This is a genomic window from Methylobacterium sp. Leaf113, from assembly GCF_001423325.1.
In the GTDB taxonomy this organism is placed as follows: Bacteria; Pseudomonadota; Alphaproteobacteria; order Rhizobiales; family Beijerinckiaceae; genus Methylobacterium.
On the sequence record NZ_LMNJ01000005.1, the window covers coordinates 69,231 to 85,150 of the forward strand.

Consider the following 15,920-nt stretch of genomic DNA (forward strand, 5'->3'; position numbering starts at 1 on the left):
GCCAGATGAAAACCCGTCTTTCCGCCCTCGTTGTCGCTTCGGTTCTTGCCATCGCGGCTCCGGCGACCGGAAGCTTCGCGTTCGACCGCGCCGCCCCGGCCTATGGCGAGGTGCCCGCGTCGCGCTACGACGACATCACGACGGGCTCCATCCGCTCCTACAATGTCCCGGCGACCGGCCGCTGCGCCGAGAGCTCGGCCGCCGAAGGCAACGCCAACCAGCAGAACTTCCCGGTCCAGCAATACGGCCAGACCTCCGGCGGCCCGCGCTGCTGATTGCCTGACGACTTGGCATGATCGAGCGCGCGAGCGCCCGACGTTCCGAAGAATCCTATTCGAAGGCCCGGCCCGCGTGGTTCGGGCCTTTTTCGCGCCCTCACGGCCGGCGGGCGGTACTCATTCGGCGGCGGCGCGGTGGGTGGCCTCTGCCGGGGAGTTCGACGGGGAGGCCGCGGCGGCGCGCGGCAGCTCGATCCGGGCGGTCAGGCCGCGCGGGGTCCGGTTGCGCAGGGTGAAGCGCCCTTCGTGCGAATCCACGATGGCGAGAACGATCGACAGCCCGAGGCCGAAGCCGCTGGCGGTGTCGAGGTTGCGGGCCCGGTCGCCGCGGACGAAGGGCTGGAGCATGGCGTCCCGCTCGGATTCCGGGATGCCCGGACCGTCGTCGCTGATGTCGACGGCAATGCCCCGCTCGGTCTGCGTCACCGTGAGCCGCGCCGCGCCGCCATACTTCACGGCGTTGTCCACGAGGTTCACGATCGCGCGCTGAAGCTCGTCCGGGCGCCCCTGGACCAGCACGTGACGGGTCTCGTCGACCCGGACATCGGCGCCGATATCCGCGAACTCGTCGGCGACGGTCTGCACGATGGAGGCGAGGTCGACCAGGATGCGCGCGCCTCCGCCGGGGCTCTGTCCGTCGCGCACGAAGGAGAGGGCCGCCTCCACCAGCCCGTTCATCTGGTCGAGGTCGCGCAGGGTCATGCTCCGGGCGTGGTCGTCCTCGATGAACTCGGCACGCAGGCGCAGGCGGGTGATCGGCGTGCGGAGATCGTGGCTGATGGCGGCGAGCATCTGGGTCCGGTCGTCGACGAGGCGGCGCACGCGCGCCCGCATCCGATCGAGGGCACGGGACAGCGTGACGACCTCGCGCGGGCCGTTCTCGGGCAGGTCCACAAAGTTCATGCGGGTGCCGAAAGCGTCCGCCGCCTCGGCGAGGCGGGCCAGGGGAGCCGTGAGTGCCCGCGTCGCCCACAGCGAGATCAGCGAGACGGCGACGGCCAGGAACACGAAGGTGAAGATGATGGCCCCCTGCCGCATCGGCGGCCGGTCGTCGTCCGGCACCAGGGCGGAGAGGCGGGCACCGGCGGGCGTGACGAGGCCGACGCGGACGCCCGCCGGCGTATCGGCCGGACGCCGATCCGCCCACAGGTCGGTGATGCCGAGGGGGCGGCCGAAGCCGTCGCGCAGGCGCTGGACCATGGAATGGTCGCCGAGCCGGTCGCCAGGCCGGTCACCAAGACGGTCACCAAGACGGTCGCCGCCCGTCGCTTCGGAACGACCGGTCTCCGGGCCGGTGCCATCCCAGGGCTCGATACGGAGGGTCGGCAACATCCGGGCCGCGTTGGCCAGCAGCGCCGGGCGGTCGGCAGGGGCGGCGCCGTCGAGGAGACGGGCGACCGTCGCGAGGCGGGTTGCGGCCACGCCGGGATGATCGTCGGGCCGCCAGGGCTCGCGCAGGGTGAAGAACGCCAGCGTCGCCATCGCGTGCGCCAGAACCACGGCGGCGACGATGAGCAGGGCGATCTGTCCGGCGACGCTCGACGGCACCAAAGTGCGCAGGCGGGTCCAGGGCGCCCTCATGTGCGCGTCACCTCGGGCGTGAAGAGGTAGCCGCCGGAGCGGATGGTGCGGATGATCTCCGGGTTGCGCGGATCCGGCTCGATCTTCTGACGGATGCGGCTGATCAGGACGTCGATGCTGCGCTCGAAGGGGCCGGCCGCGCGACCCTGCGTCAGGTCGAGAAGCTGGTCGCGGGACAGCACCCGGCCGGGGCGCAGACAGAGGGCGTGAAGCAGGTCGAACTCCGCGCCCGTGATGGCGATGCGGGCCTCCTCGGGGCTGAGGAGTTGGCGCAGGGAGATGTCGAGGGTCCAGCCGAGGAAGTGCAGGCGCCGCACGCCCTCCTCGGTTTCCGCCTCCGCCGCGGAGCCGCGCCGCAGGATGGCGCGGATGCGCGCCAGGAGTTCGCGCGGATTGAACGGCTTGCCGAGATAGTCGTCGGCGCCGATCTCGAGCCCGATGATCCGATCGATCTCCTCGGCCTTGGCGGTGAGCATCAGAATCGGAATGCCGGAGGCGGCCCGCAGGCGGCGGCACAGGCTCAGGCCGTCCTCGCCGGGGAGCATCAGGTCGAGCACGACGAGGTCGACGCGAGCATCGGCCAGCACCTTGTCCATGGCGGCCCCGTCGCCCGCGAGACTGACCCGGCACTCGTTGGCCCGCAGGTAGCGCGCCACCAGGGCGCTGATCTCGCGGTCATCCTCCACGAGGAGGATATGCGGCTGGGTCGTGGTCATCGGCGTCAGGGTCCCGAGCGTCGCGGCTGTCTCCGCACCCGGGCGGATTTGTCGGCTCGAGAGTATGCACCGCCGCGCACCGTCCCCGAAGGCCCGGCGCGGTGGGGATTTGTAAATGGCTGTTTCGGAGCGCCCGTCCGCCCAAACCGGGCGTCAGGACTCGTCAGGGCCCGAACCGGCAGTGCCGGGAAACTCATTGCCGGGAGACCCGCCGATTCTTATGTCGGTGCCCACAGGCGCCGGTCTCGTGGCCGTCACGGACGGATGGTGACCTCAAAGCTTCGGGAGACGACGATGCAAGGCTCGAACCGGCTGTTCGACGATTTCGCCCGCCTGATGACCGACGCCGCCGGAGCCGCCCAGGGCGTGCGCCGCGAGGCGGAGACGGTGTTCAAGGCCCAGGTCGAGCGCCTGATCCGCGACATGGACATCGCGTCGCGAGAGGAACTCGACGTCCTGCGCGACCTCGTCTCGGCACTGCGCAGCCAGAACGACGCCCTGGCCGCCCGGATCACCGCCCTGGAGGCAAAGGTCGGCGCCGCGCCGGTGGCCGGAGCCAGCGAGGCCATCTGATTCCAGGTTGATTCGCGCCCCTTCGGTCGCCGTCACGCTTGTACACAGGAAGGAACGGTGGACGGTCGCTTTCCTGTTCACCGGCTTCCCGGGCCGCTTTGAAACGCGAGTCCAGCCCGGTCTATAGTGGGTCATGACCTGATTCGCTCCCGACTCGAACCACCCTGAACCGAACAGAATCCGCGCCTGCCGCACCCCGACCGGGTGTGTCAGGTGCAAATCGGGATCCGGGCGGTGCCGGCCTCTGGCGTGAGTTTCACAACGACTTCGCCGATCTTCGCCCAGATCGACATATTGGACCGCCATGACCCAACTCCACATCGAAGATCACGATCGGCACGAGCATCCCCTCGACATCGTCGAGCGCCTCGCGTCGCTGCGCGACTGGATCTTCGACCGGGCCGAGACCGACGAGATGTCTGTTTCCGTCGCCGGGCGCTGGGCCGACTACCATGTGGCGTTCACCTGGATCGAAGACGTGGAGGCGCTGCACGTCGCCTCCGCCTTCGACCTGAAGGTCCCGGAGCGCCGCCGCACCGAGATCCTGACCCTGGTCTCCCTGGTCAACGAGCAATTGTGGGTCGGGCATTTCGACCTGTGGTCGACGGACAACGTGGTGATGTTCCGCCACTCGCTGCTCCTCACCGGGGGCGCCGCCCCCACGCAGGGTCAGTGCACCATGATGCTGAAATCCGCTGTCGACGCCTGTGAGCGCTACTACCAAGCCTTCCAGTTCGTGCTCTGGGCCGGCAAGTCGGCCCGCGAGGCCCTCGATGCGGTGCTGTTCGAGACCGAAGGCGAGGCGTGAGCGCAAATTCCCGTCCCGACACCGCTGCGCCTGACGCCGCACTGCCCCGGTCGCTCACCCTCGTGGGGGCCGGGAAGATGGGGGGCGCCATGCTGGCCGGCTGGCTCGCGGGCGGCCTCGACCCGCGTCGAACCACGATCATCGATCCGCAGGCCCCGCCGGAGATTCGAGTGCTCTGCGCCGCGCGGGGGCTGAGTCTGAATCCGGCCGAGCCGCCGGTCTCCGAGGCGCTGGTGCTCGCCATGAAGCCGCAGGGCCTGGAGGGCGCAGCCGCCGGTCTCGCGCCGCTGATCGGGCCGGACACCCTGGTGGTGTCGATCCTGGCGGGTAAGACCCTTACCAACCTGCGCGACCGCCTGCCCGGCGCCCGCGCCATTGTACGGGCGATGCCGAACCTGCCGGCCAGCATCGGCCGAGGCGCGACCGGCGCCGTGGCCAGCACCGCCGTCAGCGCGCAGCAGCGGGCGCAGGCGCAGGCACTTCTCGCCAGCGTCGGCCTGGTGGAATGGCTCGACGACGAGGCCCTCATCGACGCGTTGACAGCCGTGTCGGGCTCAGGACCTGCCTACGTCTTCCTCCTGGCCGAGGTCATGGCGCAGGCGGGCGTGGCCGCCGGCCTGCCGGCCGACATGGCCGCGCGGCTCGCCAGGTCCACCGTCTCGGGGGCCGGGGCTCTGCTCGAGTCCAATCCCCGCGAGGCCGGCGCCCTGCGCCAGGACGTGACCTCGCCGGGCGGGACCACCGCCGAGGCGTTGGCCGTGCTGATGCGTCCCGGTGGCCTGCCGGACCTGATGCGCGAGGCGGTGGACGCGGCGCGGCGCCGCGCCGGTGCCCTCGCTGGCTGAGGCGGACCTGACGATCCGGCTCCGCCACCCTACATCAGGGTCTGATTGGACGAGGATCGTACGACCATGGCTAAACGCCCCGGCTCTCCCAAGCCCGATACCGAGATGCCCGAGACCGAGATACCCGAGACCGAGACCCGGTCCACCGACGCGGCGGCGCCAGCCGAGCCGAAACGTCCACCGCGCGAGGCCGCCGTCGAGGCGCTGATGCAGCTCGCGGCCGAGCAGCCCTGGAACGACATCGAGGTCGGCGACATCGCCCGGGAGGCTGGCCTGAGCTTGGCCGAGTTCCGCGATCTGTTCCCCTCCAAGGGCGCGGTACTCGGGGGCCTGTCCCGCATCATCGACCGCAAGGTGCTCGAGGGCGACACGAGCGATCTCGCCGACGAACCGACCCGCGAGCGCCTGTTCGATGTGCTGATGCGCCGTCTCGACGCGATGACGCCCTACAAGGAGGCCCTGCGCCGAATCTCCTACGCCCTGCGTGGCGACCCGCTCTCCATGCTGGCCCTGAACGGGGTCGCGCTGAACTCGCACCGCTTCATGCTGGCCGCCGCGGGCATCAACACCGAGGGGCCACTCGGCCGCCTCAAGCTCCAGGGCGTGGTCATCGCCTTCGCCCGCACGGTGGAGGTCTGGCTCGACGACGAGGATCCGGCGCTGGCCCGCACCATGGCGCGCCTCGACAAGGAAATCCGCAACGGCGAGCGTTTCATGGAGCGAGCCGACGATGCGCGCCGCCTTACCGCGCCCTTCCGGGCACTGGGCCGCTCGCTGCTCGATCGCGGCAGCCGCACGCGCCGGGATCGGCACGCCGCGGATATGCGTGACGGGGATACGCGCAACGAGGATGCCGGCAATCCCCTCGGCGGCGATCCGGCGGCGGCGATCTGAGACCTCGGCCGGCCCGGCTCAGGTCCCGGTCGGCATCCCCGTTTCGCCGAGATGGATCGCGAGCCAGATGGTGGGCCGGTCCGGATCGGTGAAGGTAACACGATGGGTGGTACCGGCCGGGATGAACAGGGGATCGCCGGGCACCAGTACGATCTCCGCGTCCCCGATGGCCACCCGTGCCGCGCCCGCCAGGAGCAGCACCCACTCGTCATGGTCCTGCCGATAGGGCTGATCCTGCGGCGTGACCTGGCCGTGGGAGACGATCCGCTCGATCCGGAATCCGGGACGCGCGAGGAATTCGGTGAAGACCTCGCCCGACCGAGCATCGGGCAGGTCGGCCAGAAGGTTGGCTGAGAGCGTGACGATGGGCGCGGGCGGGGTCATCCGGCGGCTTTCGGTTTTGGGCTCACTCCTGTCGGAGATCACCGACATGGCAATGAACGGGTTGATCGTTATGCCGTGATCCGCCGCCGAGGCGTGAATGTGCTGGATGGCGATCGAGCGACATGGCGCCGACCGTTCCTACCGGATGATCGAGAACGTCGAGAGCGGTGGTCCGGGGCGGTGATGATGGTCCCGCTTGGAACCTCTGCACAATGGCCGAGAACGCCCCGCTCTCAGTTCGGCGGATCGGACCGGCCGGGCTCGACGACGAGGTTCGGGGGCGTCGCTCCGGCCCCGCCGAGAATCTTTCGGAGCGCGCGGGCGCGCAGGCGGCCGGCATGTCGGCGCGTCTGCGGGACCGTCCCGTCGGCGCTCCATTCGCGCAGGACTTCATCGACGGCGTCTCGGCCGATCAGCCCGCGCTCGGCGGCGTGCTCGGCCATTGCGAAGCTGTCGGCGGCTAGCACAAGGCTGCTGCCGGCCGCCTCGACCACCTCGGCCAGCCGGGCGATTTCCTCAAGGCGCCCGGCATCCCGCGAGACGTTGCGGATATAGACCGCCGCCACCCGGCCGGGATGAGCCGCCACGATCTGGGCGTAGACCTCGGGATCGTGCTGGCCGCTATCGCCGATCAGCACGAAGGGCAGGTCATGGTAGAGCGCCAGCATGCGCTCGATCAGATCGCGCTTGTGGTCCTCCGCCCGGCGCGGCAGCGGGCTCGTCCAGGACAGCCCCCATTCGCGCAGGAACAGCACTGGTCCGACGGGAATCCGGTGCATGGCGAAGAACTCGCTGAGCATGTCGTAGATGCCCCAGGGCGCCCTCGAAACGTACAGCATCGGATTGCCCTCGGCGCCCGACGGTCCTGTATACAGCGCGCGATAGAGGGCGGCGGCGCCCGGGAAGGCGACCCGGTTCTCAGCATCCTCGACGAACAGGCGCCACAGCATCTTGGCCTTGTTGGCGACGCCGGTTCGCATGATCGTGTCGTCGATATCGCTGATCACCACCCGCCGGCACTCGGCGGACGGGATGAAGATCTGGCCTTTCGCGCGCACCGGGACCGGGCCGGCAAGATCGAGGTCCATCGGGTGCCAGGATGCCTCTGGCGGAGCCGGCAGGCGCGGATGCAGATGGATGCGGAAATAGCCGTCGCGATCGGTAACCACCTGCTCCTCGCAGCCGAAGAACCGTGCCGTCAGGACCGCGCCGGCGACCTTCCGGCGTGTGATCCGGCGCCGGATGTCACGCAGTTCGGCGGCCCAGCCCACATTCGGGGCGTCGCCGGCGCGCTGCGACTGGCGAAACACACGGCCGATCAGGAAGACCTGTTCGCGTGAGCCGTAGCCCCGATAGGTCTCGATCACAGTCCCGGCCTTGCCCTGGGACCGGCGAACGGGTTTGGCCAGCAGGCGCAGCGCCCGCAGGGTGCCTTTCGCCAGCCGACCTTTCGCCGAAGGCTTTTTTTCGGGGAGACCTTGTTCGGAAGGCCCCTGTTCCGAAGGATCTGGGACGCGGGTTCCGGACGGGGTGTTCATCGGTACGATATCACTGGGTTCAGGGCCCGCCTGGCAGCATCGCGGGTTCAATGCCTGATGCCGGAGAAGGTTCGTTTGCCCGCACACCTCTCGACCCCCGGTTTTCGGCATCGTCCGTGGTTTCTTGTCTCAAGGGCGGTTTGTTGCCTCAGCGGTGGGCTGATGCCGCGACACCGACCCTGTGGACACCGCGTGCCATCCGGTCGCGTTCGCGGAACTCCCCTCCCCGCCTCCGGTTCACGCCAGCACCCCCCACAGGGATCGACCCGGATTTTTCGATCCGGGATCGGCCGCTGCGGGTGGATTGTCCGCGTTTCTCGAGCGTCGAGTTCTTATGCATCTGCCCCCGATGGACCACGCCTTCGCCGATCCTCTTCCCTTCGGTCAGCTGCCGGCCATTCGCCTGCCCCTGGAGCTTCCCTCCGACGACAATGACCATCCCCTGGCCGTTGCGTTCCAGGACTTCATCCGAAGCCAGCCGTTCCCCTGTGTCGGTGCCAAGTCCGCCCTGTCGAAGGGCCAGATGAAGATCGTGGTGGCCCGCAACATCGCTTCGGGCTGGGACGATCCGCGTCTCTATCCGGCGCTGCTTGCCTTCATCTGCCGCTATCGCGACAAGCCGGACCTGTTCCAGAGCTTCGCCGTGGTGTTCGAGGGACCGAACGCGATCGACGAGGAAGCGTTCGAGCGGCATCTCTGGGACAGGGTCCAGTCGCTCTCGGACAAGGACGCCTTCCTGGGACAGCGCTACGACAGCCGCGTGGAGGCCGACCCGGACGATCCGCACTTCTCGCTCTCGTTCGGGGGCGAAGCCTTCTTCGTGGTCGGCATGCATCCGGGCGCGAGCCGGCCGGCCCGGCGCTTCACGCACCCGGTGCTCGTGTTCAACCTGCGGGCTCAATTCGAGCAGTTGCGGGCCGAAGGCCGTTACGAGAAACTGCGGGCTGCCATCCTGTCCCGCGACGAGGCACTCGCCGGATCGATCAACCCGATGCTGGTGCGCCACGGCGACGCCTCGGAAGCGCGCCAGTACAGCGGCCGGGTCGTCGGAGCCGACTGGGTCTGCCCCTTTCAGGGTCGCAAGGCATCGGGCACGGCTCCGGGCGGAACGAAGCAGGACGGACCCCGGGAGAGCCGCGATGCCGCCTGAGGCGCAAACCCACGAGATCGCACCGCGCTCCGGCGTGGCCTTCACCCTCGACAAGGGCGAGCGTCTGACGGTGATCGACCCGCAGGGCGAACAGGTGGCCGACCTTCTGGCCTTCGTGCGCGGCGACCTCGACGAGGTCATCTCGTCGGGCCGGACGCTCGACTATGCCAGCCGGATCTATCTGACCTCCGGCGATCCAATCTACTCGAACCGCTCGAACGTGCTCCTGCGCATCGTCGAGGATACGGTGGGGCGGCACGATTTCCTGCTCACGCCGTGCTCGGCCGACACCTTCCGGATCATCTATGGCGATGCCCACCCGCATCGCGGCTGTTTCGGCAACCTCGCGGCGGCGCTCGCTCCCTACGGCATCGTGCCGGACCGGATTCCGGTCGCCTTCAACGTGTTCATGAACGTCACCGTCGACGGCAGCACCGGCGAACTGAAGGTCGAGCCTCCCTTGAGCCGGGCCGGTGATCACGTGACCTTCGAGGCGGAATGCGACCTCGTCATCGGTCTCACCGCCTGCTCGGCGCTACAATCCAACAACAACAGCTTCAAGCCGATCCGCTACCGCATCGACCCCGCCCGCACCTGAAACGGCTGCCGTCGGAGCACGTCCCCGTGTTATGGGCGGCGCCCGGAAGCCCCGGCGCCGCCCGATCCCAGGGCGGGCCCATCGTGAACAGGTCGAAGCGAACCCATGCGAACCATCGCCTATGCGGACGGCGGATGCGATCCCAATCCCGGCCCCGGCGGCTGGGGCGTGGTGATCGAAGCTGAGACCGGACGGGTCGAGCTCTGCGGCGGCGACCGCGCCACCACCAACAACCGCATGGAGTTGACGGCGGCGATCAATGCCCTGCGCTACTTTCCCGAGGGCGCGCAGATCGAGATGCGCTGCGACAGCCAGTACGTCATCAAATCGGTGACCGAATGGATGCGGGGCTGGAAGGCCAAGGGCTGGCGCACGGCGACGGGGCCGGTGAAGAACGTCGAGCTGATGCAGGAACTCGATGCCCTCGCGGCGCGGCGCGACGTCCGCTGGACCTGGGTCCGGGGCCATACTGGCGAGGTCGGCAACGAGCGCGCCGACCGGCTGGCGGCGCAGGGCCGGCGCGAGGCGCTCGGCCTGCCATCGGCGCGTTCGGAAAGCCCAGCGGCACCGCTCCTCACCGGCACCGCCGCCCTGCGGGCCGCCGCTTCCCCGGCCGCCCTGGCAAAGGCGCCCATGGCTCCCGTCGCTGCGTCCGAGGCGCCCCCGTCGCGAACCAGCGCGATTCCCCTCGATCTCGGCCTCGGCCTGGAAGTCTCCCGCGCGGCGAAGGCCTCCGGACTGACGCCGCAGGCCTATGTGGAGCGGGCGGTGCGCCTGGCCCTCGACCTCGGCCCGGAGGGACTGGAGCGGACCCGCGCGAGCCTGGGTCCGGCCAAGGGTGCCGGACCCGGCGCGTGATGCTGGCGGATGACACCCTGGGACGGCCCCTCCCGGCCGGCTTCTTCGCGCGACCGGCGCCGCAGGTGGCCGCCGCCCTGATCGGCTGCGACCTGCAGGTGGACGGCATCGGCGGAACCATCGTCGAGACCGAGGCCTATGATTCCAGCGACCCGGCCTCGCACAGCGTCAACGGCCCGACCCGGCGCAACGCGAGCATGTTCGGGCCGGCGGGGCACGCCTACGTCTACCGTTCCTACGGCATGCACTGGTGCCTCAACCTGGTCTGCGAACCGGGCAGTGCCGTGTTGATCCGCGCACTGGAGCCGCGCCATGGGCTCGCCGCCATGGCCGAACGGCGCGGACTCACCCCGCCGCGCCTGCTCTGTGCCGGGCCGGGGCGCCTGTGTCAGGCGCTCGGCGTCACCCCCGCTCTCGACGGCCTGTCCCTCGAAGAGCCGCCCTTTCGGCTCTCCGCCGCGCACGGGGTACCGGACTGGATCGCCGATCGCCGGATCGGAATCTCCCGCGCGGTGGAAACGCCGTGGCGCTTCCTGTTCGCCGGCTCCCGTTTCGTCAGCCGTCCGCCCTCGCGCTTCGCGACGCCCCGGGCGCCCGTAGAATCCAATAGCGACCTCACGCCGCCCGGACCGTCTCCAGGAAGCGACTGACCTGCCGCGAGAGTTGCTCCGACTGGACGGTCAGGTCGGAGGCCGAATGCAGAACGCGCCGCGCCGCGACCCCGGTCTGATCGGCCGCGTGAGCGACGCCCGCGATGTTCTCGGTGACCTCGCCGGTGCCGGCGGCCGCCTGAGCGACGTTGCGGACGATCTCCTGTGTCGCCGAGCCCTGCTCCTCCACCGCCGCCGCGATCGTCGTCGTCATGTGGCTGATCTCCCCGATCCGCCCCGAAATGGTGCGAATCGCCCCGACCGCGTGCTCGGTCGAGGACTGGATGCGGCCGATCTGCTCCTCGATCTCGTGGGTGGCGCGGGTGGTCTGGTTGGCCAACTCCTTGACCTCTGCGGCGACCACGGCGAAGCCGCGCCCGGCCTCCCCGGCACGGGCCGCCTCGATGGTGGCGTTGAGCGCCAGCAGATTGGTCTGGCCCGCGATGCTGGTGATAAGGGCCACCACGTCACCGATCCGGGCGGCGGCGGTACTGAGGTCCTGGACCAGACCGGCGGTCTGCGCCGCCTCCTCGACGGCCCGCAGCGCCAGGTTTGCGGAGCCGTCGACCTGACGGCCGATCTCCTGAACGGAGGAGCCGAGTTCCTCGGCCGCCGCCGCCACCGTACCGACGTTCGAGGCCGCTTCCTCGGCCGCGGCCGCCACGGCCACGGACTGGTCCGTCGTACGGGCCGCGTTCGCGCTCATCGTCTCGGCGGTCTCCTGCAGGGCGCCGGCCGAGGCCGAGACCGTCCCGATGATCGAGCCCACGGCCGCCTCGAAGCCATCGGCCAATTCGTGCATGGTGCGCTGGCGCTCGGCCGCCGCCGCCGCATCGGCAATCTGCTGGCGCTCCGTCTCCTCGGCGGCCTTTCGGGCGACGAGGGCGCGGATGTCTTCGACCGCGCGGCCCACGGCGCCGACCTCGTCACGCCGATCGCGACCAAGGATGACGGCCTCGCTGTCGCCGGCCGCCATCCGCCGCAACGCCTCGACCAGCCGGCGGATCGGCCGGGTTATGCCGAACACGGCGACGAAACCGGCTGCCAGCACGCCGGCGAGAAGCCCGAATCCGCCGAGCAACAGGGTGTTCGTCCGCGTCTGCTCCGTCATCGCCGTGAGATCACGCGCACCGTCATCGACGAAGGTTCGCATGTCCCGCCCGAGGGTCGCCCCCTCCGCCACCATGGCGTCGAAGGTCGGGTCGACGGCTTGGTGCAGCAGGGCGACGGCCTCGGTCTTCAGGCCGCTGCTCGCCAGGGTCCTGGCCTCGGAGCTGTCGGCGACGAAGCGGTTGATCTTCTGTTTGAGGGTATCGATTCTCGGTGCGAAGCTCGGTGCCTCGTCGCGCAATTCGACCAGCACCCGGTTCAGGCGCTCGGTCGCCTCGTCGAATCCCTTATCCGTCCGGAGCATTTCCTCGGGGCTCACCTCCGCGATGTTGCGGAAGTTGAAGTAGCTCAAGGTGAAGATCAGTCGGTTTACAGTCCTCAGATCGGCGATGGCCTTCGTATCCTGGGCGACGAAGCGGGTGTAGGCACTGTCGATGACCGACATCTGAGTGGTCGCGTACCAGAGGCAACCGCTGACAATGAGCCCGATCAGCCCCACCACGGCGATCAGTTTGGTGATGATGCTGAATCGCGCGAGCAATGCCACGAGAGATCTCCGAACTCTGACCGGCACGACGGTAGCTAGACGGAACTTAAGGGGCTGTTAATAGCCTACCTTTGCCTAGAATTTCTACCGTAACCCAAGAAGATGCATTATATTTGCTTCAGATCGCACAATGCTTCTCCTTGTGTGACTGTTTGACGAAGACGTGATTTCTATCAAATGATAGCGATTCTGCCCTCGGAAGCGGTTCCAGCCACGGCAATTCGAGGCGGGGTCATTCGAAAAGTGGTTGGTCAGGCTTCGTCGATCCGAAAAAAAACCCGCCTCGGCGTGAGCCGGGCGGGGAAAGGGTCTTCGAGCTTGGGTCGTCGAACAAACAGTCAGAAGGCTTTATGGTTCCGGTACCGGCGGATGCTTTGCACAATGTCGTCACAGCACGGGCCACGATGGAGGCTGCCCGGCGCATGAACCGGCGGGTCAGGTCTGGCGTTTCAGGTGCCAGGCCCGCCGGCGATCGGGCCAGGCGATCGAGGCGGCGCCTCTTCTCGTGAAAGCCTGCCACCGGAGGGATGATCATGCCTGCCATGGATGACCGGAAGACGCAGTATCTGGCCGAGCGCGAACGCCTGATCGCAGAACTTGAGGCGATGGGTCAGGAGGCACACACGGAGAAGCGCCAGTTCGTCGACGGCTACGCCTTGCGCGACACCGACGAGAGCACGCGGGAGGGATTGCGCCTGCGCATCGGCGAATTGACCGCCCTCATCGCACGGATCGACGGCGGCGACGCCTGACATCGGTCGTCGGCAACGGACGGGAGACTCGGCGGCCGAACCCGCCGGAGACCGGGAAAAGGACCCGCAGGGGTAAACCCCTGCGGGTCGAGACGGTCCTGAGCCTTGGAGATGTCCAGGCTAGAGGCGGTTCCGGTCGCCGGCATCCCCCAAATGGGGGGCGGCGCTCGACGGGACCGAAACCGGAGGGGCGTCGGTTCGGGATAATGCCCGTACGCGTCGTCACACAGGGGGCGGGTCCGGCAGTTGGACACGGACAGACGACGCGGGCGTGGCGTCATCCGGGCTTCGCACGCGGCGCTTAGAGCGTCGGTTCCGATTGTCTTTATAGGGGTCGAAACGAGCGAACGGAGGGTGATACGACCCGTTTTGCGGCGTTTCGGCAACAGCGCGGTCGATCCTGCAGCGTGCCCGTTAAACATCATTGTCACAGTTATAGCATCGCCTATACCCGTCGCGGACCTGAACGCTGGGGGGCGATATGCTGAGATCGAATCGCTTCGGCAGCGCAGGCCCGAACCAGCGAGCGCCCGTGGGCCTGGCGCTGCTCACGCTGGCAGTCGCATCCGGCGCCCTGGCGGCCGATCTCGGCGCGCCACGCCCCGCGCCGGCCAATCCGGCCTTCGTCGACTGGTCGGGTCCCTATCTCGGGGTCGAGGGCAGCGCCGGCAATTCCTACGGCGCCACCAATTTTCGCGGCACGACCATCGGTGGGCGGCCAGTTCCGGCCTTCAAGACGGGCGACAGCACCGGACGGTCCGACCTCGGCCGGAACGCCACCACGGTGGTCGGCGGCGTGTTCGCCGGCTACAATTGGCAGACCGGTCCCTGGGTCCACGGCGTCGAGGCCGACGTTGCGGGCGCCAACCTGAAACGCTCCGTCCTGCTGCCGGCCCTCGGCGTCACAGCGGACGGCGACCCCGCCGCCGGCCTGATCCGGGCAAAGACCGATCTCTACGGCACCGTGCGGGGCCGCCTCGGCTACGCCTTCGAGCGCGCTCTGGTCTATGCGAGCTTCGGCCTTGCCGGCGCGAGCACCCGCGTCCTGGCGAGCTATCCCGGTCCCGACGGCGGCCTCGCGCCGATGGCGCGGGCAGACCGCTCCGGCCTCGGCTTCGCCCTCGGGGCCGGGGTGCAGTTCGCCGTGACCGACCACCTCGCCCTCGGCATCGACTACCGCTATCTCGACCTCGGCAGCAGCGGCCGCTTCCATCTCGGCGTCGTTCCGGGCCTCGCCGGCGGCCCGGTCTCCACCGTGGCGGCGAACACCGCGCACCAGATGATGGCGCGCCTGTCCTGGCATCCGGGCGGCTTCGTGCTGCCGCCGGAGGTCGATGAGGTCGCCCCGCACGATCCCGGCGACGGCTCCGGCGACCGCTTCTCGCTTCACGGCCAGACGACGCTGGTCGCGCAGGGCGTACCCGGCTTCCGGGCGCCCTATACGGGTCCGGCGAGCCTGATCGGGAATCAGGTCCAGGCGACCACCACCGCCACCGCCTTTGTGGGCCTCAAGCTCCTGGAGGGCACGGAACTCTACTACAACCCGGAATTCTCGCAGGGCTTCGGCCTGAGCCGGACCCTCGGGGTGGCGGGCTTCGTCAACGGCGAGGCGCAGAAGGCCGGCGCACCGTTCCCGAAGCTGCGCTCCAACCGCTACTTCGTGCGCCAGACTTTCGGCCTCGGCGGCGAGACCGAGGACGTGCCGGACGGTCCGAATCAGGTGGCGACCCGGCGCGACATCGAGCGGATCACCGTGGTGGCGGGCAAGTTCGCCCTGGGGGATTACTTCGACGGCAACGTTTACGCCCACGATCCACGGGTGGACTTCATGAACTGGGGCATCTGGGCCTCGGGCGCCTACGACTTTCCCGCCAACCTGCCGGGTTTCACGCAGGGTGTGATGGTCGAGTACAACCGCGCCGCATTCGCGATCCGCGCAGCCTACACGCAAGTGCCGAAGGAACCGTCGAGCGACGTCCTCGACCCGCGTGTCTTCCGGCGCTCCGGGACCACCATCGAGTTCGAGGAACGCCACGTGCTGCCGGGGCTCGACCAGCCCGGCAAATTGCGGATCGGGTTCTTCACCAACGTGGGTAACACCGCCGACTTTCGCGATGTGGTGGCGCTGACCCAGGCGGGCGTGTTCGGCGACATCAACGACGCAGCGGCCGCCACCCGCGCCGCCCGGCGCAAGACCGGCTTCTACCTCAACTTGGAGCAGGCGGTGACACCCGACCTCGGGGTGTTCGCCCGGTTCAGCGCCAATGACGGCCGCACCGAGAGCCTGTCCTTCACCGATATCGACCGGTCGGTGTCGGGCGGCGTCTCGCTGAAGGGCACCGCCTGGGGCCGCCCCGCCGACACCGTGGGCCTCGGCACTTCGATGAACGGGATCTCGCCGAGCCATCGCGCCTTCTTCGCCAATGGCGGCCTTGGCCTGCTGATCGGCGACGGACGCCTCAACTACGCCCCCGAGCGCGCCGTGGAGGTCTATTACGCTTTCAGCCTCAACAGGACCCTGACCCTGTCGCTAAATTACCAGCATGTTCAGAACCCGGCCTACAACCGGGATCGCGGCCCGGCGAATTTCTTCGGGACACGCATCCACGCGGATTTCTGAAGCGGGCGCCTGCGCGCT

At 68.9% G+C, this 15,920-nt stretch carries 16 protein-coding genes; 11 read left to right on the forward strand and 5 right to left on the reverse strand.

The annotated features are described in order from the left end of the window. The first annotated feature begins 5 nt into the window (after window positions 1–5). Window positions 6–275: a hypothetical protein gene (locus ASF60_RS05315; RefSeq protein WP_056181510.1), complete on the forward strand. Its 270-nt coding sequence runs from the start codon at window positions 6–8 to the stop codon at window positions 273–275. A gap of 120 nt (window positions 276–395) precedes the next feature. Here ASF60_RS05315 and ASF60_RS05320 read toward each other — a convergent pair whose 3' ends face one another. Both ASF60_RS05320 and ASF60_RS05325 read right to left on the reverse strand, forming a co-directional pair. Continuing rightward, window positions 396–1,859, reverse strand: a complete 1,464-nt coding sequence (locus ASF60_RS05320) for an ATP-binding protein (protein ID WP_056181513.1) — start codon at window positions 1,857–1,859, stop codon at window positions 396–398. Continuing rightward, complete coding sequence (locus ASF60_RS05325) at window positions 1,856–2,575, reverse strand: response regulator (RefSeq protein WP_056181516.1); 720 nt, start codon at window positions 2,573–2,575, stop codon at window positions 1,856–1,858. The genes ASF60_RS05320 and ASF60_RS05325 overlap by 4 nt, the downstream gene beginning before the upstream one ends. Before the next feature lie 294 nt (window positions 2,576–2,869). Between ASF60_RS05325 and ASF60_RS05330 the strand changes: the two genes are divergently transcribed. The 4 genes from ASF60_RS05330 (at window position 2,870) to ASF60_RS05345 (ending at window position 5,695) form a co-directional block, all read left to right on the forward strand. After that, window positions 2,870–3,148: an accessory factor UbiK family protein gene (locus tag ASF60_RS05330; protein ID WP_056181519.1), complete on the forward strand. Its 279-nt coding sequence runs from the start codon at window positions 2,870–2,872 to the stop codon at window positions 3,146–3,148. 304 nt (window positions 3,149–3,452) lie between these two features. Continuing rightward, window positions 3,453–3,956 (forward strand): YbjN domain-containing protein, encoded by a 504-nt coding sequence (locus ASF60_RS05335; protein ID WP_055957499.1) that lies wholly within the window; start codon window positions 3,453–3,455, stop codon window positions 3,954–3,956. After that, on the forward strand, window positions 3,953–4,801 hold the full coding sequence (gene proC / locus ASF60_RS05340; protein ID WP_056181524.1) for a pyrroline-5-carboxylate reductase: 849 nt from the start codon (window positions 3,953–3,955) through the stop codon (window positions 4,799–4,801). Before ASF60_RS05335 ends, proC begins: the two co-directional genes overlap by 4 nt. Before the next feature lie 105 nt (window positions 4,802–4,906). Next, entirely contained in the window at window positions 4,907–5,695 is a 789-nt protein-coding gene (locus tag ASF60_RS05345) for a hypothetical protein (RefSeq protein ID WP_056181528.1), read from the forward strand. A gap of 18 nt (window positions 5,696–5,713) precedes the next feature. Here ASF60_RS05345 and ASF60_RS05350 read toward each other — a convergent pair whose 3' ends face one another. Continuing rightward, complete coding sequence (locus ASF60_RS05350) at window positions 5,714–6,079, reverse strand: cupin domain-containing protein (RefSeq protein ID WP_056181531.1); 366 nt, start codon at window positions 6,077–6,079, stop codon at window positions 5,714–5,716. Between the two features lie 233 nt (window positions 6,080–6,312). Beyond that, window positions 6,313–7,728 (reverse strand): App1 family protein, encoded by a 1,416-nt coding sequence (locus tag ASF60_RS05355; protein WP_443136732.1) that lies wholly within the window; start codon window positions 7,726–7,728, stop codon window positions 6,313–6,315. Between the two features lie 298 nt (window positions 7,729–8,026). Between ASF60_RS05355 and gntA the strand changes: the two genes are divergently transcribed. The 4 genes from gntA to ASF60_RS05375 all read left to right on the forward strand — a co-directional run bounded on the left by gntA (window position 8,027) and on the right by ASF60_RS05375 (window position 10,873). Then, on the forward strand, window positions 8,027–8,767 hold the full coding sequence (gntA, locus tag ASF60_RS05360; RefSeq protein WP_056181958.1) for a guanitoxin biosynthesis heme-dependent pre-guanitoxin N-hydroxylase GntA: 741 nt from the start codon (window positions 8,027–8,029) through the stop codon (window positions 8,765–8,767). Then, window positions 8,757–9,365 (forward strand): DUF1989 domain-containing protein, encoded by a 609-nt coding sequence (locus ASF60_RS05365; RefSeq protein ID WP_056181534.1) that lies wholly within the window; start codon window positions 8,757–8,759, stop codon window positions 9,363–9,365. Before gntA ends, ASF60_RS05365 begins: the two co-directional genes overlap by 11 nt. 105 nt (window positions 9,366–9,470) lie before the next feature. After that, complete coding sequence (gene rnhA / locus ASF60_RS05370) at window positions 9,471–10,223, forward strand: ribonuclease HI (RefSeq protein WP_056181536.1); 753 nt, start codon at window positions 9,471–9,473, stop codon at window positions 10,221–10,223. Then, entirely contained in the window at window positions 10,223–10,873 is a 651-nt protein-coding gene (locus ASF60_RS05375; RefSeq protein ID WP_056181539.1) for a DNA-3-methyladenine glycosylase, read from the forward strand. Before rnhA ends, ASF60_RS05375 begins: the two co-directional genes overlap by 1 nt. Here ASF60_RS05375 and ASF60_RS05380 read toward each other — a convergent pair. Further along, window positions 10,839–12,530, reverse strand: coding sequence for a methyl-accepting chemotaxis protein (locus ASF60_RS05380; protein ID WP_082507760.1), 1,692 nt, complete (start codon window positions 12,528–12,530; stop codon window positions 10,839–10,841). The two genes, ASF60_RS05375 and ASF60_RS05380, sit on opposite strands and share 35 nt — an antisense overlap. Window positions 12,531–13,063: 533 nt before the next feature. On the opposite strand from ASF60_RS05380, the gene ASF60_RS05385 reads away from it, so the two are divergent. Together ASF60_RS05385 and ASF60_RS05390 are read left to right on the forward strand one after the other, a co-directional pair. After that, window positions 13,064–13,282 (forward strand): hypothetical protein, encoded by a 219-nt coding sequence (locus ASF60_RS05385; protein WP_156633874.1) that lies wholly within the window; start codon window positions 13,064–13,066, stop codon window positions 13,280–13,282. 481 nt (window positions 13,283–13,763) lie between these two features. Continuing rightward, window positions 13,764–15,902, forward strand: a complete 2,139-nt coding sequence (locus ASF60_RS05390) for a carbohydrate porin (protein WP_056181549.1) — start codon at window positions 13,764–13,766, stop codon at window positions 15,900–15,902. Window positions 15,903–15,920: the final 18 nt, after the last annotated feature.

Bases quoted from the DNA above. Each gene is read 5' to 3' on its own strand.
- ASF60_RS05315 (WP_056181510.1), top strand. From the start codon at position 6: ATGAAAACCCGTCTTTCCGCCCTCGTTGTCGCTTCGGTTCTTGCCATC.
- ASF60_RS05320 (WP_056181513.1), bottom strand. From the start codon at position 1,859: ATGAGGGCGCCCTGGACCCGCCTGCGCACTTTGGTGCCGTCGAGCGTC.
- ASF60_RS05325 (WP_056181516.1), bottom strand. From the start codon at position 2,575: ATGACCACGACCCAGCCGCATATCCTCCTCGTGGAGGATGACCGCGAG.
- ASF60_RS05330 (WP_056181519.1), top strand. From the start codon at position 2,870: ATGCAAGGCTCGAACCGGCTGTTCGACGATTTCGCCCGCCTGATGACC.
- ASF60_RS05335 (WP_055957499.1), top strand. From the start codon at position 3,453: ATGACCCAACTCCACATCGAAGATCACGATCGGCACGAGCATCCCCTC.
- ASF60_RS05345 (WP_056181528.1), top strand. From the start codon at position 4,907: ATGCCCGAGACCGAGATACCCGAGACCGAGACCCGGTCCACCGACGCG.
- ASF60_RS05350 (WP_056181531.1), bottom strand. From the start codon at position 6,079: ATGACCCCGCCCGCGCCCATCGTCACGCTCTCAGCCAACCTTCTGGCC.
- ASF60_RS05355 (WP_443136732.1), bottom strand. From the start codon at position 7,728: ATGCCGAAAACCGGGGGTCGAGAGGTGTGCGGGCAAACGAACCTTCTC.
- ASF60_RS05365 (WP_056181534.1), top strand. From the start codon at position 8,757: ATGCCGCCTGAGGCGCAAACCCACGAGATCGCACCGCGCTCCGGCGTG.
- rnhA (WP_056181536.1), top strand. From the start codon at position 9,471: ATGCGAACCATCGCCTATGCGGACGGCGGATGCGATCCCAATCCCGGC.
- ASF60_RS05375 (WP_056181539.1), top strand. From the start codon at position 10,223: ATGCTGGCGGATGACACCCTGGGACGGCCCCTCCCGGCCGGCTTCTTC.
- ASF60_RS05385 (WP_156633874.1), top strand. From the start codon at position 13,064: ATGCCTGCCATGGATGACCGGAAGACGCAGTATCTGGCCGAGCGCGAA.
- ASF60_RS05390 (WP_056181549.1), top strand. From the start codon at position 13,764: ATGCTGAGATCGAATCGCTTCGGCAGCGCAGGCCCGAACCAGCGAGCG.